The sequence below is a fragment of the Streptomyces marokkonensis genome (assembly GCF_008312835.1).
Classification (GTDB): Bacteria; Actinomycetota; Actinomycetes; order Streptomycetales; family Streptomycetaceae; genus Streptomyces; species Streptomyces marokkonensis_A.
Genome location: NZ_VSKS01000021.1, coordinates 31,524 through 44,886, shown reverse-complemented (window position 1 = coordinate 44,886; position 13,363 = coordinate 31,524). Strand labels below are relative to the sequence as shown.

11 protein-coding genes are annotated in these 13,363 nt (G+C 73.2%); 2 read left to right on the top strand and 9 right to left on the bottom strand.

Features of this window, described 5'->3' with window-relative positions:
- Nucleotides 1-3: 3 nt before the first annotated feature.
- The 5 genes from F1615_RS28895 to F1615_RS28875 all read right to left on the bottom strand — a co-directional run bounded on the left by F1615_RS28895 (nt 4) and on the right by F1615_RS28875 (nt 6,514).
- Nucleotides 4-981, bottom strand: coding sequence for an iron-siderophore ABC transporter substrate-binding protein (locus F1615_RS28895; protein WP_149551999.1), 978 nt, complete (start codon nt 979-981; stop codon nt 4-6).
- The gene (locus tag F1615_RS28890; RefSeq protein WP_149551998.1) at nt 978-1,832 is read right to left on the bottom strand and encodes an ABC transporter ATP-binding protein; all 855 of its coding nucleotides are present in this window, start codon (nt 1,830-1,832) and stop codon (nt 978-980) included. Before F1615_RS28890 ends, F1615_RS28895 begins: the two co-directional genes overlap by 4 nt.
- Nucleotides 1,833-1,909: 77 nt before the next feature.
- Entirely contained in the window at nt 1,910-3,091 is a 1,182-nt protein-coding gene (locus F1615_RS28885; RefSeq protein WP_149551997.1) for a spore photoproduct lyase family protein, read from the bottom strand.
- A 586-nt stretch (nt 3,092-3,677) separates the two neighbouring features.
- The gene (locus F1615_RS28880; RefSeq protein WP_149551996.1) at nt 3,678-5,951 is read right to left on the bottom strand and encodes a catalase; all 2,274 of its coding nucleotides are present in this window, start codon (nt 5,949-5,951) and stop codon (nt 3,678-3,680) included.
- Between the two features lie 338 nt (nt 5,952-6,289).
- Complete coding sequence (locus F1615_RS28875; RefSeq protein WP_149551995.1) at nt 6,290-6,514, bottom strand: hypothetical protein; 225 nt, start codon at nt 6,512-6,514, stop codon at nt 6,290-6,292.
- A 176-nt stretch (nt 6,515-6,690) separates the two neighbouring features.
- On the opposite strand from F1615_RS28875, the gene F1615_RS28870 reads away from it, so the two are divergent.
- Nucleotides 6,691-7,164, top strand: coding sequence for a carboxymuconolactone decarboxylase family protein (locus F1615_RS28870; protein ID WP_149551994.1), 474 nt, complete (start codon nt 6,691-6,693; stop codon nt 7,162-7,164).
- 63 nt (nt 7,165-7,227) lie between these two features.
- On the opposite strand, the gene msrA is transcribed toward F1615_RS28870, so the two are convergent.
- The gene (gene msrA, locus F1615_RS28865) at nt 7,228-7,740 is read right to left on the bottom strand and encodes a peptide-methionine (S)-S-oxide reductase MsrA (protein WP_149551993.1); all 513 of its coding nucleotides are present in this window, start codon (nt 7,738-7,740) and stop codon (nt 7,228-7,230) included.
- Nucleotides 7,741-7,857: 117 nt separating this feature from the next.
- Between msrA and F1615_RS28860 the strand changes: the two genes are divergently transcribed.
- A complete protein-coding gene (locus F1615_RS28860; protein WP_149551992.1) occupies nt 7,858-8,802 on the top strand; it encodes a phosphotransferase family protein in 945 nt (314 codons plus the stop codon).
- Between the two features lie 82 nt (nt 8,803-8,884).
- On the opposite strand, the gene F1615_RS28855 is transcribed toward F1615_RS28860, so the two are convergent.
- The 3 genes from F1615_RS28855 to F1615_RS28845 all read right to left on the bottom strand — a co-directional run bounded on the left by F1615_RS28855 (nt 8,885) and on the right by F1615_RS28845 (nt 13,317).
- Nucleotides 8,885-9,328, bottom strand: coding sequence for an ATP-binding protein (locus F1615_RS28855; RefSeq protein WP_149551991.1), 444 nt, complete (start codon nt 9,326-9,328; stop codon nt 8,885-8,887).
- A 90-nt stretch (nt 9,329-9,418) separates the two neighbouring features.
- Entirely contained in the window at nt 9,419-11,560 is a 2,142-nt protein-coding gene (locus F1615_RS28850; protein ID WP_149551990.1) for a prolyl oligopeptidase family serine peptidase, read from the bottom strand.
- Nucleotides 11,533-13,317, bottom strand: coding sequence for an N-acetylglutaminylglutamine amidotransferase (locus F1615_RS28845; protein WP_149551989.1), 1,785 nt, complete (start codon nt 13,315-13,317; stop codon nt 11,533-11,535). The genes F1615_RS28850 and F1615_RS28845 overlap by 28 nt, the downstream gene beginning before the upstream one ends.
- Nucleotides 13,318-13,363: the final 46 nt, after the last annotated feature.

Genomic DNA, 13,363 nt, shown 5'->3' with positions numbered 1-13,363 from the left:
GCGCTACTTCGTCAGCGACGCGACGAGGGCGTCGACGTAACGCTCCATCGAGCCGGTGCCGCCGAACATCCAGATGCCGTCGGACAGCCGGTGGACGTCACCGGACTTCACGAAGGGCAGGGACTTCCACACGGAGTTGCCGGCGAGTTCCTTGCCGAAGGGGTCGCTGTTGGCGTCGCCGTCGTTGCCGATGTGGACGAACTGCACCTTCCCCAGGCCGGTCAGCCCCTCGACATCGGTGGCGGCCAGGCCGTAGGCCTCGTCGCCCTTCTGCTTCCAGGCGTTCCTCAGTCCGAGCCGCTCGTTGACACCGCCGATGAGCGAACCGGAGGTGTAGGGGCGGATGGAGACCTGGTTGGAGCTGACGTAGCCGTCGGCGAAGGCGATCTCCGCGCCGTCCAGCCCGGCGTCGGCGAGGGCCTTCCTGCCCTCGGCGAGCTTGGTGTCGAAGTCCTTCTTCAGGGTCGTCGCGCGCTCGGTGGTGCCCGTGGCCTCGGCGATGAGGTCGAGGTTCTCCAGCATCCGGCCGACCGGGTCGGAGGCGTCGGCGGACTTCACCTCGAGGACCGGGGCGACCTTGCGCAACTGCTTGACCGCGCCCGGCTGGAGGTCGGTGGTGGCGACGATGAGGTCGGGCTCGAGCGAGGCGATGGTGTCCATGCTGGGCTCGCCGCGGGTGCCGATGTCCTTGGGCTCGTTCTCGAGCGGCACGGCGGAGTCCCAGGTCTTGTAGCCCTTGACGTCGGCCACGCCGACCGGGTCGACGCCGAGTGATATCAGGTGCTCGACGACGTTCCACTCGGTGCCGACGACCTTCTTGGCGGGGCCGTCGAGTTCCACCTTCGCGCCGGAGGCGTCGGTGAGGGTGATCGCCCCGGTGGATTCCTTCGCGTCGTCGGCGGCGGGCTCGGTCGTGCCGCAGGCGGCGAGCAGGAGGGCGGCGGCGGTGGCCAGGGGCGCGGTGCGCAGGAGGCGTCTCATGAGGTGGTGCCGAGCCTTTCGCTTCGGGTGTGGTGGCGGCCGATGGCGCGGGTGCGCAGCCGGCCGGTCAGGGGGTCGGTGTCGACCTCGATCCGGATGCCGTAGACCTCCGTCAGCCGCTCCGGTGTGAGGACGTGCTCGGGCAGGCCCTCGGCGACGACGCGTCCGGCCGCGAGGAGCACGATCCGGTCGGCGACGGCCGCCGCCTGGTCGAGGTCGTGCAGGACGACACCGACCGCGATGCCGTGCTCGTCGGCCAGGTCGCGCATGAGGTCGAGGAGTTCGACCTGGTAGCGCAGGTCGAGGTAGGTGGTGGGTTCGTCGAGGAGGAGGACGCCGGTCTCCTGGGCGAGGCAGCCGGCCAGCCATACGCGCTGGAGCTGCCCGCCGGAGAGGTGTTCGGCTCCCCGATCGGCGAGTTCCGTGACGCCGGTCAGGGCGAGTGCGCGGTCGACGGCGGCGCGGCCGCCGGGATCCGTTCCGCCCCACCGGCCGCGGTGCGGGTAGCGGCCGAACTCGACGACGTCCCGCACGCTCAGCCCGCTGGGCGTGGGGCGCCCCTGCAGCAGCAGGGCGACGCGGCGGGAGAACTCCCGCGGGCCGAGCGCCAGCGCGTCGGTGCCGGCGTCGATCGTGAGCGCGGCGAGCCGTGGCCGTTGCAGCCGGGCGACCGTGCGCAGCAGGGTCGACTTGCCGCTGCCGTTCGGGCCGACCAGCGCGGTCACTTCGCCGGGCCGCAGCGTCAGCGCCGCGTCGTGTACGACGTCCGTGCCGTCGTACGCCACGGTCACACCGGTGGCCGACAGTTCGTGACCGCGCGGGCCCGGGCCGACCTCTTCACCAGGAATCACGAGGCAAGGTTAGCCTACCCTAATTTCGCGTTGTCAGGGGGTGACCTGCGGCGTAGCCGGCCCGTCCTGCCGCTCCGTCAGAAGGCGTACCGGACACCGAGCCACGGGGTGTGGCGGGCCACGAGGCCGCGCAGATCCGCGAGGGCACGGCGCTTGATGTCGGCGCGGTAGCGGAGGTTGAGGGCGCCGTTTTGGGAGCGCTTGGTCTCCTGTGCGGCGGGCTGCCACAACACGTCCTCGCCGCGCGGGTGCCAGCGGAGGTTGACCTCGTGCAGGCCGGCGTTGTGGGTCAGCATGATGACCTCCGCCCGCGCCTGCCGCTTGACGCGCTGCGGCAGTACGTCGTCCATGTGCCGCAGCAGTTCGGTCCAGGCGTCCTGCCAGCCGGGGCGGACGACGACGGGTGAGAGGTTGAAGTGCACCTCGTACCCGGCGTCGAGGAAGTCCGCGGCGGCGGCGATCCGCCGGTCGACCGGGCTGGTGCGCAGGTCCAGCAGGCGCGAGTCGCCGGCCGGCATCACCGAGAACCGGATGCGGGTGCTGCCGCGCGGGTCGAGTTCCAGCAGGTCCGGGTTGACGAACTTGGTCGCGAAGGACGCCTTCGCCGTGGGCCAGTCGCGGAAGGCACGGACCAGGTCGGCGGTGTTGTCGCAGACGAGGGCGTCGACGGAGCAGTCGCCGTTCTCCCCGATGTCGTACACCCATGCCTCGGGGTCGCACTGGTTGGGCTCCGGCTTCGGGCCCTGGGCGGCGACATGGCGCCCCAGGTGGTCGATGATCCGGTCGATGTTGGTGAAGAGGGTGATCGGGTTGGCGAAGCCCTTGCGGCGGGGCACGTAGCAGTACACGCAGGACAGGGCGCAGCCGTTGGACGGTCCGGGGGCGATCCAGTCGGCGGACCGGCCGTTGGGCCGCGTGGTGAGGGTCTTCTTCACGCCCAGCACGAGGGTCTCGCGCTTGATCCGCATCCAGCGCTCGGCGCTGCCCTCGTTGCCGTGCAGCTCGGGGATGCGCCAGTGGGAGTCGACCTCGACCAGCCGGGCCCCGGGGAACCGGGCGAGGATCTGCCGGCCGCGCGGGGAGACGGCGGCGGCCGGTTCGGCGTGGATCTCCCGGACGGCGAGGAGCCTGCGCGCCTGCGCGGAGTCGCGGAAGGCCGGGGTGGACGGGGGCGGCCCGGCCGGCGGCTCCTGCGGCAGCGCGTCGAGGCCGAAGAGCGGCTCCTGCGGGCCCTGGGACGGGGAAGAGTGGTGGCGCATGTCCTGACCGGCTGCTCGGGCGGGGAGGCGGTACGTGATGCCCGCCGGCCGGCTCCGGCGGGACCCGGCCGTCCTCTCCACTGTACGGCGCCGAGGCGGCGAGCCGCGGCCACCGGTCCGGGGATCCCCGGACCGGCCGGCCCACCGGCCGCCGAAGCTCCGGCGCGTACCAGTAGGGGCACGAGCAGCGCGGGCGCCCCGTCACCCGACCGGACCGGCGGCCTCCCCACCCGGTCCCCCACCGGCCCGCGAAAAGCCCGGCGCGCACCAGTACGGGCACCAGCGGCACGAGTCCCCCGGCCCGACCGGACCGGCGGCCTCCCCACCCGGTCCCCCACCGGCCCGCGAAAAGCCCGGCGCGCACCAGTACGGGCACCAGCGGCACGAGTCCCCCGACCCGACCGGACCGGCGGCCTCCCCACCCGGTCCCCCACCGGCCCGCGAGAAGCCCGGTGCGAGCAGCGCGGGCGACCGGTGGGCCGGGCGCGGACCGGCCGCCGGAGGGACATCCCGGGTCGGCTGGCGTCCGGACGGCCACCGGGTGCGCCGGCGGCCGTCCGGGTGGTCGTGGTTCCGGTGGCGGGTGTCAGGGCCGGGTGGTGAACCGTTCCCAGACCCGGTGCGAGCCCAGGAGCTCGCGGACCCGTTCGAGGACGGCGGAGCCGGAGTCGGCGACGACGACGCCGGGGGCGTCGGCGGGGACACCGGCCGCCGCGAGGGCCGTCTCACCGCCCGCCCACGCGCCGATCGCCTTGCCGTGCCGGAACGCCTCCGCCAGCAGCTGGCCGACCCGCGGGTCCGCCGGCACCGGGGCCGCCGGGGCGCCCCTGCCGTCGCGCACGCCGGGCCCGTCGCCGCCCACGGCCGGCGGACCCGCCAGCAGTACGGCGTCGAACTCGACCGAGCGCGCGGTGACATAACTGCGCTGTACCGTCAGCGCGCCCGCGCCCGAGCCGAGGGTGCCGCCGGTCGGTGCGACGACGAGGGGAACCATTCCCGCCTCCAGCACCGCGTCGCGTACCGCGTGCACCCCGTCCAGGTCACCGTCCGGGGCGGTGAGGATGCCGATGACGCGGCCGTCCACCGGCCAGGTCCCCCCGATCTGGGAGAGCGCCGGACTGGGCTCGACGTCGGCGAGCGGCACGGTCGGCTCCGGAGCGGGCAGTCCGAGCCCTTCGGCGACGCCGGCGCACAGCTCGGGGTCGATGTTGGCCAGGACCTGGAGGGTCCGCACCCTGATGGCCTCTTCGTAGCACTTGCCCAGCTCGAAGGTGTAGGCGCCGATGATGTGCTCCCGCTCCACCGGGCTCATGCTCAGCCAGAAGCGGCGGGGCTGGCTGAAGTGATCCGCGAAGGACTCCGGGGCCTCGCGCACCTTCGACCCCTCCGGAACGCGCACCGGTGTCTCGATGTACGCGCTCATGTCCGCGCCCGCGGTGAACGGGCAGCCGCCGTCGAGGGAGTTGGGCCGGTAGGGCGCCACGCCCCGGTGCACGGCGGTCTGGTGCATGCCGTCGCGGAGCATGTCGTTGACCGGCGCGTGGGGGCGGTTGATGGGCAGCTGCGGGAAGTTGGGGCCGCCGAGGCGGGTGATCTGGGTGTCCAGGTACGAGAACAGCCGTCCCGCGAGCAGGGGGTCGTCGGTGACGTCGATGCCGGGCACGAGGTGACCGACGTGGAAGGCCACCTGCTCGGTCTCGGCGAAGAAGTTGGACGGGTTCCGGTCGAGGGTCATCAGCCCGATCGGCTGCACCGGCGCGAGTTCTTCGGGGACGATGTTCGTCGGGTCCAGCAGGTCGATGCCCTCGAAGGTCTGGTCCGGGGTGTCGGGGAAGGTCTGGATGCCCAGTTCCCACTGCGGGTAGGCGCCCGACTCGATGGCGTCGGCGAGGTCCCGGCGGTGGAAGTCCGGGTCGTTGCCGTTGATGAGCTGCGCCTCGTCCCACACCAGGGAGTGCACGCCCAGCTTGGGCTTCCAGTGGAACTTCACCAGGGTCGTGCCGCCCTCGGCGTTCACGAGGCGGAAGGTGTGGACGCCGAATCCCTCCATCATCCGGTAGGAGCGCGGGATGCCGCGGTCGCCCATGAAGAAGAGGGTGTGGTGGGTCGCCTCCGTGTGCAGGGACACGAAGTCCCAGAACGTGTCGTGGGCGCTCTGCGCCTGCGGGATCTCCCTGTCGGGATGCGGCTTGGCGGCGTGCACGACATCGGGGAACTTGATGGCGTCCTGGATGAAGAACACCGGGATGTTGTTGCCGACCAGGTCGAAGACGCCCTCGCTGGTGTAGAACTTCGTCGCGAAGCCGCGGGTGTCACGCACGGTGTCGGCGGACCCGCGCGAGCCGACCACCGTGGAGAACCGCACGAACACCGGCGTTTCGACGTCCGGGGCGAGGAACCCCGCCTTGGTCACGGAGGACGCCGTGCCGTAGCTCCGGAAGACCCCGTGCGCGCCCGCGCCGCGGGCGTGGACCACGCGCTCCGGGATGCGCTCGTGGTCGAAGTGCATGATCTTCTCGCGCAGGTGGTGGTCCTGGAGCAGTACGGGGCCACGCGGACCCGCCTTGAGGGAGTGGTCGGTGTCGTACAGCCGTGTTCCCTGCGCGTTGGTCAGGTAGCTCCCGGACTGGGCCACCCTCGCCTGATCGGCCCCGGTCGGCTGCCCGGTGGGCGACACGGTGTCCGGGCCGCTCTGGTCCGGCTTCGGCGGCAGCGGTTCACGGGGCTCGGCCGGCTCGGCCACGGTGGGCGGCTGGGGGCCCGGCCGGCCGGGGATGCCGTCGGCCGGGGCCGAGGCGTCGCCCTGCAGGCTTTCGGTGATCTTCTTCGCTGCCCGCTTGACGGGGTTGGCCTCGCTCATGGGGTGACACTCCTCCGCTTCAGACCGGCCACGGACGGGGTGGCCGTACGTTCAGTTGCCGACTGCGGCCGCCCCGATGGCACAAAGGGGGTGAAAGGGCACCGGGCACCGCCAACGTCTCACGGCGGAAACGCCCTCGCAGCGAGCGCGGCCCGATGGGGTGAACGTCCCGCCCCGAGGCACCCGCGCTCCGCATGTCCTCCCTGTCCCCCCCGCCGGATCCGACCGCTCAGCCCGCGTACCCACGGCTCGGGAGTCAAGGCATGAGGATGCGGCACGGAGCGCCGCCGCGGTCGCGGGCTCACCCGTTCAGAGGAGGGTCGCGGCGCGCGCCGGTTTCAGAACAACTCCCCCTGCTCGGCGGAGGCGGTCCGGCGCGGAGGGCGGCGCGGCCCGGGGGCGCGCGGCGGGGTGTCCTCACCGAACAGCGGCTCGGTGCCGTACTCGTCCGGCTCGGCCGGCACCACGACGGGGCCCGTGCCCACGTTGAGGCACAGCGGGGCCTCGGAGTCGAAATCCCCGGGCGTCATGTCCGTCCAGTCGCGTTCCCGACGCTCACTCACCGACGCTCCGCTCCCCGTCCACCCGGCCAGGTTATCGGCCGGACGGCGTCCCGCGGACGACGTGCGGCGGAGCACCACGCGACCAAGAGACGTAGGTCACACCCGTGTTGCGGTCACACAGGGGGCGGCCGGTCCGTCAGTGGTGCGTAACCGCGAAGCTGACCAAGGAGAACATCATGAACGCGCGTGTCGACTTCTTCGGCAACCCCCTCGCCGCCAAGGTGCTGCGGCACATCAACTCGGCGGGCAGGGCGGTGACGGAGTCCGGGCTGCCGCACGCCACCCAGGAACTGGTGAAGATCCGTGCCAGCCAGATCAACGGCTGCGGCTTCTGCACCGACATGCACACCAAGGACGCCACTGCCGCCGGGGAGACCCCGGTCCGCCTCAACCTGGTCGCCGCCTGGCGCGAGGCCACGGTCTTCACCGAGGCGGAGCGCGCCGCGCTGGAACTGACGGAGCAGGGCACCCGGATCGCCGACGCGGCCGGCGGCGTCGGCGACGAGGCGTGGGCCGAAGCGGCCAAGCACTACGACGAGGAGCAGCTCGTCGCACTGATCTCGCTGATCGCCGTCATCAACGCCTACAACCGCATCAACGTCATCAACCAGCAGCCGGCCGGCGACTACCGGCCCGGCCAGTTCGGGTGAAACCGGGCCGGCCGCCCCTCACGGGACGGCCGGCACCCGGGACCCCCTGTGTCATGATCCCTGTCAGGACTCCGTGCGCTTCGGCAGACGCCAGCCGGGGCGCACGAAGTGGCAGGTGTAGCCGTCCGGGTAGCGCCGCAGGTAGTCCTGGTGCTCCGGCTCGGCCTCCCAGAAGGGCCCGGCCGGCGCCACCTCGGTCACCACCTTGCCCGGCCACAGCCCCGACGCGTCGACATCGGCGATCGTGTCCTCGGCGACCCGCTTCTGCTCGTCGTCGAAGTAGAAGATGGCGGAGCGGTAGCTCGTCCCGATGTCGTTGCCCTGCCGGTTCTTCGTGCTCGGGTCGTGGATCTGGAAGAAGTACTCCAGGATCGTGCGGTAGTCGGTGACGGCCGGGTCGTAGGTGATCTCGATCGACTCGGCGTGGGTGCCGTGGTTGCGGTAGGTCGCGTCGGGCACGTCACCGCCGCTGTACCCGACCCGCGTGGTCAGCACGCCCGGGAACGTGCGGATCAGCTCCTGCATGCCCCAGAAGCAGCCGCCCGCGAGCAGCGCCCTCTCCTCGGTCCTCGTCATCTCGTGCCGCCCTTCTCCCAGGTGTCCTGCGACGTTCCCCACTGAGAACCCCGTCGCGCACCCCATTGTTCCGGTCGGGCCGGCCCTCGCGGACAGCGGGCTGGCTAGTCTGCCCGGATGCTGACAAACACGCGGGCCTGGGTGGAGAAGGAGCTGTCGGCGGGCGAGCGCATCGAGGGGGTGGTGCGGCTGCGTGGAGGCTGGACGTCTCAGGTGCGCCGGCTGGACGTGCGCGGCCCCGGGGGGCGGCGCGCACTGGTGCTGCGGTCGTTCGTCGAGCCGTTCTTCGTGCGGCACGCGGAGGGACTGCTGAACCGTGAGGCGGCCGTGCTGTCCCTGCTCGGGGAGACGGACGTACCCACCGCCGCGCTGGTCGCCGTGGACGCGACGGCGCGGCACTGCGACCACCCCTCCCTGCTGATGTCCCTGCTGCCCGGCACCGTACGGCTGGACGACGAGGGCGCCGGGGAGCGGGCCGGCCTGCTCGCCCGGCAGCTGGTGCGCATCCACCGGGTGGAGGTCACCGCGCGGAACCGGCCCCGGGCCTACCAGGCGTGGACGTGCGCCGAGCGGGTCGGCCCGCCCGCGGGAACCGGGCGGCCGGAGCTGTGGCGGCGCGCCGTCGACGTCATCCGCCGGGAGCCGCCGGACCACCGGGCGTGCTTCCTGCACCGGGACTTCCACCCCGGCAACGTGCTCTTCACCGGCGGCGGGGACGGCGGCACCACCGGGCCGCGGATCAGCGGGGTCGTCGACTGGGTGGAGACCTCCTGGGGGCCGGCCGACCTCGACGTGGCGCACTGCGCGACGGCCCTCGCCCTGCTGCACGGCGTCGCCGCGGGGATGAGTTTCGCCGACCGTTACACCGCGGCGGGCGGGAGCACGGCCGGGGACCCCGGCGCTCACCTCTACTGGCGGCTGCTCGACGCCCTGGCCTACGCGCCCGACGCGGAGAAGCTGGCCGTCCCCTGGCGGGAGCTGGGGCGCACCGATCTCACACCGGGAGTCCTGACCGACAGGCTGGAGGGGTACGTCCAGGCCCTTCTCGAGCGTTACGGCTGAGGGCGGACGCGCATGCGGGACGCCCGGGGAGGGACACCAGTGAGGCACCGCCGGTGGGCCGGCGCTCCCCCGGGGGCGGTGATCAGGCGGAGAGGGAGATGCGGGCCGTGATGCTCTTGCCGGCCGGCTCCTGCCGCACGTGCAGGGCCTGGGCCACGGCCATCACGATCTCGAGTCCGTGCTGCCCCACCCGCCCGGGATCGGCGTCCCGGGGCACCGGCGCCGCGGGGTTGCCGTCGTGGACGACCACCTCGACAACGTCGTCGCCGAGCCGCAGGTCCAGCCCCACGGGGCCCGGCGCGTACTTGCGGGCGTTCGTGACCAGCTCGCTGACGACGAGCTGGGTGACTTCGACCGCGCGGGTCGACACCGGCAGGCCGTCCTCCGTCCGCGCCCGGGTCAGGAACGCGGCCGCGAGATGGCGCGCCTGCGCGATCCAGGCACCGTCGCCGTCCAGGGCGTACGAAGCCCGCAGCCTGGGTGCGCCTGGCACCGCTTCCCCTCCGTCGACAGGAACTGGTTCCATCCGGTCCGCCTTCACTCACCGATCACACCGCGCGACTACCCGCATCGCTCCCCCGCACGCCACTGAAGTGTGACAGGTACCTCCGACATCTCAGTCCGCCAGGTGCCGCTCCATCCAGTCGGCGGCGGTCCGGCGGAACAGGCGGCGGTTGTCGGCGCGCCGGAAGTCGTGGCCCTCGTGGCGCAGCAGGAGGAGCTCGGCCTCCAGCCCGCGTTCCCTGGCGGCGCGGACGAACTGTTCGGACTCGCCCGGGGGCACGTTGGTGTCGTGCTCGCCGTGGACGGCGAGGACCGGCGCCCGCAGGGCGTCGACGCGGCTCATCGGCGACAGCGAGCGCAGCAGGTCCCGGTCGTGTTCCGGGTGCCCGTACTTGTGGGCGGCGGACTGCGCGATCCAGGGTTCGGTCCCGGCGAAGAAGGTGGCGAAGTCCGACATGCCGCAGACCGCCACCCCGGTGCGGAACAGGTCCGGGTGCCACACCAGCGACGCCATCACCAGGTAGCCGCCGTAGGAGCGGCCCATCACGGCCATCCGCCGGGGGTCGGCCAGGCCCCGCACCATGACGTGCGCCGCGCAGTCCGCGACGTCGTTGATCGCGTCGAAGCGGCCCGTGCCCAGGTCGGCGTCGACGAAGGAGCGGCCGTGGCCGGACGATCCGCGGACGTCGGGCGCGAACACGTCCAGTCCCCTGCCGAGCAGTTCGAGGTAGAGCGGTTCGAGCACCGGGCGCTCCTGCTCCTCCGGTCCGCCGTGCAGGTGCAGGACGCACGGTGCCGGTTCGCCGGGCGAGCGGCCCGGGGCCCGGTAGTACCAGCCGCCGAGGGTGAGTCCGTCACGGGCCACGGGGCTCATGGGCATCGGCCGTACGGGCGTGCGGCCTGCCGGGAAGGCGTCCTCGTCGCGCGAGGACCACGGCGTGCGCAGGGGCAGTCCGTGCGGCAGCCACCACACTCCCGGATGGCGCCGGGATCCGGACAGCGCGACGACGGGTGCGTCGGGGTCGGCGGTGGGCGCGATGCGGGTGACCACCTCGTGGGGCAGTTCGACGGTGCGTGCGGCACCGGCCGGTGCGGGTCGTGGCGACGGGACACCGGCCGGTCCGCCGCCGGGCGGCGAGGCCGCGGTCAGCACGGTCGTCTCCAGCTCGCTGACTCCGCGCACGTTCCACGCGAGCACCGCGCGCCGCCCGTCCCGTCCCAGGGCGAGCAGTTCCAGGCCGCAGTCGGGGCGCTCGGCGGCCACCGTGGTGCCGAGCAGGTGTCCGCGCGGATCGAGGTGCGCGGCGACGAGGGCGGCATGCTCCCGGCCGCCGTCGCTGCGCAGCCACAGCGTGCCGGCGTCCGGTGAGAAGCCGCCGACCCACGGGTCGCCGTCGGCGACCGGCAGCGTGCTGGTCACCACCCGGTCGCCGGTGCGGACGACGAGAGCCTCGCGGCGGCCTCGGGGGCCCCGGTAGACCAGGGCGAACCTGCCGTCCCTGCTGAGGTCGCACACGCGCTGGTTGGCCGCGCCGCGTTCGCTCGCCAGCAGCACGGGCGCGGCCACGCCCTCGGGGTCGACGAGATACGCGGAGAGGGCCCTCGCCTCCGGTTCCTCCGCGGACACCGTCCGGCCGCTCCCGGCGCCCCCGGCGGGCCCGGGTCGTGGCCGGCCGGGCTCCAGCAGCACGGCGCGGCCGTCGCGGCCCGCCCGGCGGGCGGGGTGGGAGACGCCCGCCGGGCCCGGGTGCGCGGGAAGCGGTTGCCCGGACGGGGCGGAATCGGTGACGGTCACCGCGACCGCCGACCCGTCGTGCTGCCAGCAGCCGAGGCGTGCGGAGGTGCCGGGCTCCCCGCCGGCCAGCAGGTGCCGCCCCGTGCCGTCGGGACGTACGCACAGCACGCGGGTGAGTTCGCCGCCCTCCGGAGCGGTGGTGTAGGCGATCCAGCGTCCGTCCGGGGACCAGGAGACCTCCGTCACCGGATGGGGGTCGGCGTCGAGCAGGCGCACCTCCTCGCCGTCCACCGGGCCGGTCCACAGCTGTGGCACCCCGGCCCGGTCGCAGATGAAGGCGACGTACCGGCCGCCGGGGTCCACCGAGGGGTACCAGCAGCCGTGGACGGCCGGCGGCGGAAGGTCGTACGGCGTGGAGGTGTCGGCGAGCGGGAGCGGCTCCGGTGCGGGAAGCGCCCGCGTGGAGGCGTCGGTGCGCGTCTCCATGGCCGTCAGCGGATCCCGTGCGTCTGCAGCCATGTCTCCAGCAACGCCACCTGCCACAGGGTGTTCGCCCCTCGCCTGGTGCGGTGCGCGTTGGGTGCGGCGAGCAGTCCGGTGACGTACTCCTCGCGGAAGACGCCGCGGGCCCGGGCCTCGGGGGCGGTGAGGGCCTCCCGGACCCGCTGGAGGACGGGCCCGGCCATGTGCTTGATCGCCGGAACGGGGAAGTAGCCCTTGGGCCGGTCGACGACCTCGCGCGGCAGCACCCGGCGGGCGGCGGCCTTGAGGACGCCCTTGCCGCCGTCGGCGAGCTTCAGCCCGGGCGGGCAGGCGGCGGCCAGTTCGACCAGTTCGTGGTCGAGGAACGGCACGCGGGCCTCCAGGCCCCAGTCCATCGTCATGTTGTCGACCCGCTTGACCGGGTCGTCGACCATCATCACGAGCGTGTCGAGGCGGAGCTGGGCGTCGAGTGCCGTCTGGGCCCCCTCGGCCGCCATGTGCGCGTGGACGAACTCGGCGGAGGTGTCCCGGTCGGGCAGCAGGTCGGGGTGGAGCATGTCCGCGAGGTCGGCGTGCGAGCGGTCGAAGTAGGTGTCGATGTACGCCTCGGCGGCGCGCGGGCGGGGCACGTCCGCCATCCGCGGGTACCAGCCGTACCCAGCGAACACCTCGTCGGCGCCCTGACCGCTCTGCACGACCTTCACTTCCTTGGCCACCTGCTCCGACAGCAGGTGGAAGGCCACCACGTCATGGCTCATCATGGGCTCGCTCATGGCGAGGACCGCTCCGTCGAGGGCGCCGGCGACCCGGTCGGAGGGCACCATCAGCTGGTGGTGGCGGGTGTCGAAGTGGCGGGCCACGAGGTCGGAGTAGTGGAACTCGTCGCCCTCCTCGTCCCCCTCGGACTCGAAGCCGACGCTGAAGGTCGCGAGGTCCTCCTGGCCCTCGCCGGCCAGCAGCGCGACGATCAGGCTGGAGTCCAGGCCGCCCGAGAGCAGCACCCCGACCGGCACGTCGGCGACCATGCGGCGGCGCACGGCGGTGCGCAGGGTTTCCAGGACGGCGTCGGTCCAGTCGTCGGCGCCGAGCCCGTCGTACTCGGGGCGGCGGGTGTGGACGGGGTTCCAGTAGACGTGGTCGTCGTGGCTGCCGTCGGGCCGGACGACCCGCACCGTGGCCGGGGGCAGCTTGCGTACGCCGGTGAGGACGGTGCGCGGCGCGGCGACGGTGGCGTGCCAGCTGAGGTACTGGTGCAGCGCGACGGGGTCCAGGGAGCTGTCGACGCCTCCGCCCGCGAGCAGCGCGGGCAGGGAGGAGGCGAACCTCAGGCGTTCGGACGTGGCGGAGAGGTAGAGCGGCTTGATGCCGAGCCGGTCGCGGGCCAGGACCACGCGCCCGGTGTCCTGCTCGACGATGACGAAGGCGAACATGCCGCGGAAGCGCTCGACGCAGTCGGTGCCCCACTGCTGGTACGCCTTGAGGACCACCTCGGTGTCGGACTGCGAGAAGAAGCGGTGGCCGAGGCCGTGCAGCTCGTCCCGCAGTTCGCGGTAGTTGTAGATGCAGCCGTTGAAGACGCCGGTGAGGCGGGCACCGGGGTCGGCCATCGGCTGGGCACCGCTGTCCGACAGGTCGATGATCTTCAGCCGGCGGTGTCCCAGGGCCACCGGCCCCTGGGACCACAGGCCGCGTCCGTCGGGTCCGCGCGGGGCCAGCCGGTCGGTCATGCGCTCCACCGCCGCGATGTCGGGCCGGCCGCCGTCGAACCGTACCTCTCCGCCGAGGCCGCACATCAGCGGTCCCTCCCTTCCCTGGGAGCCAGGTCCGGGTCCGGTTCCT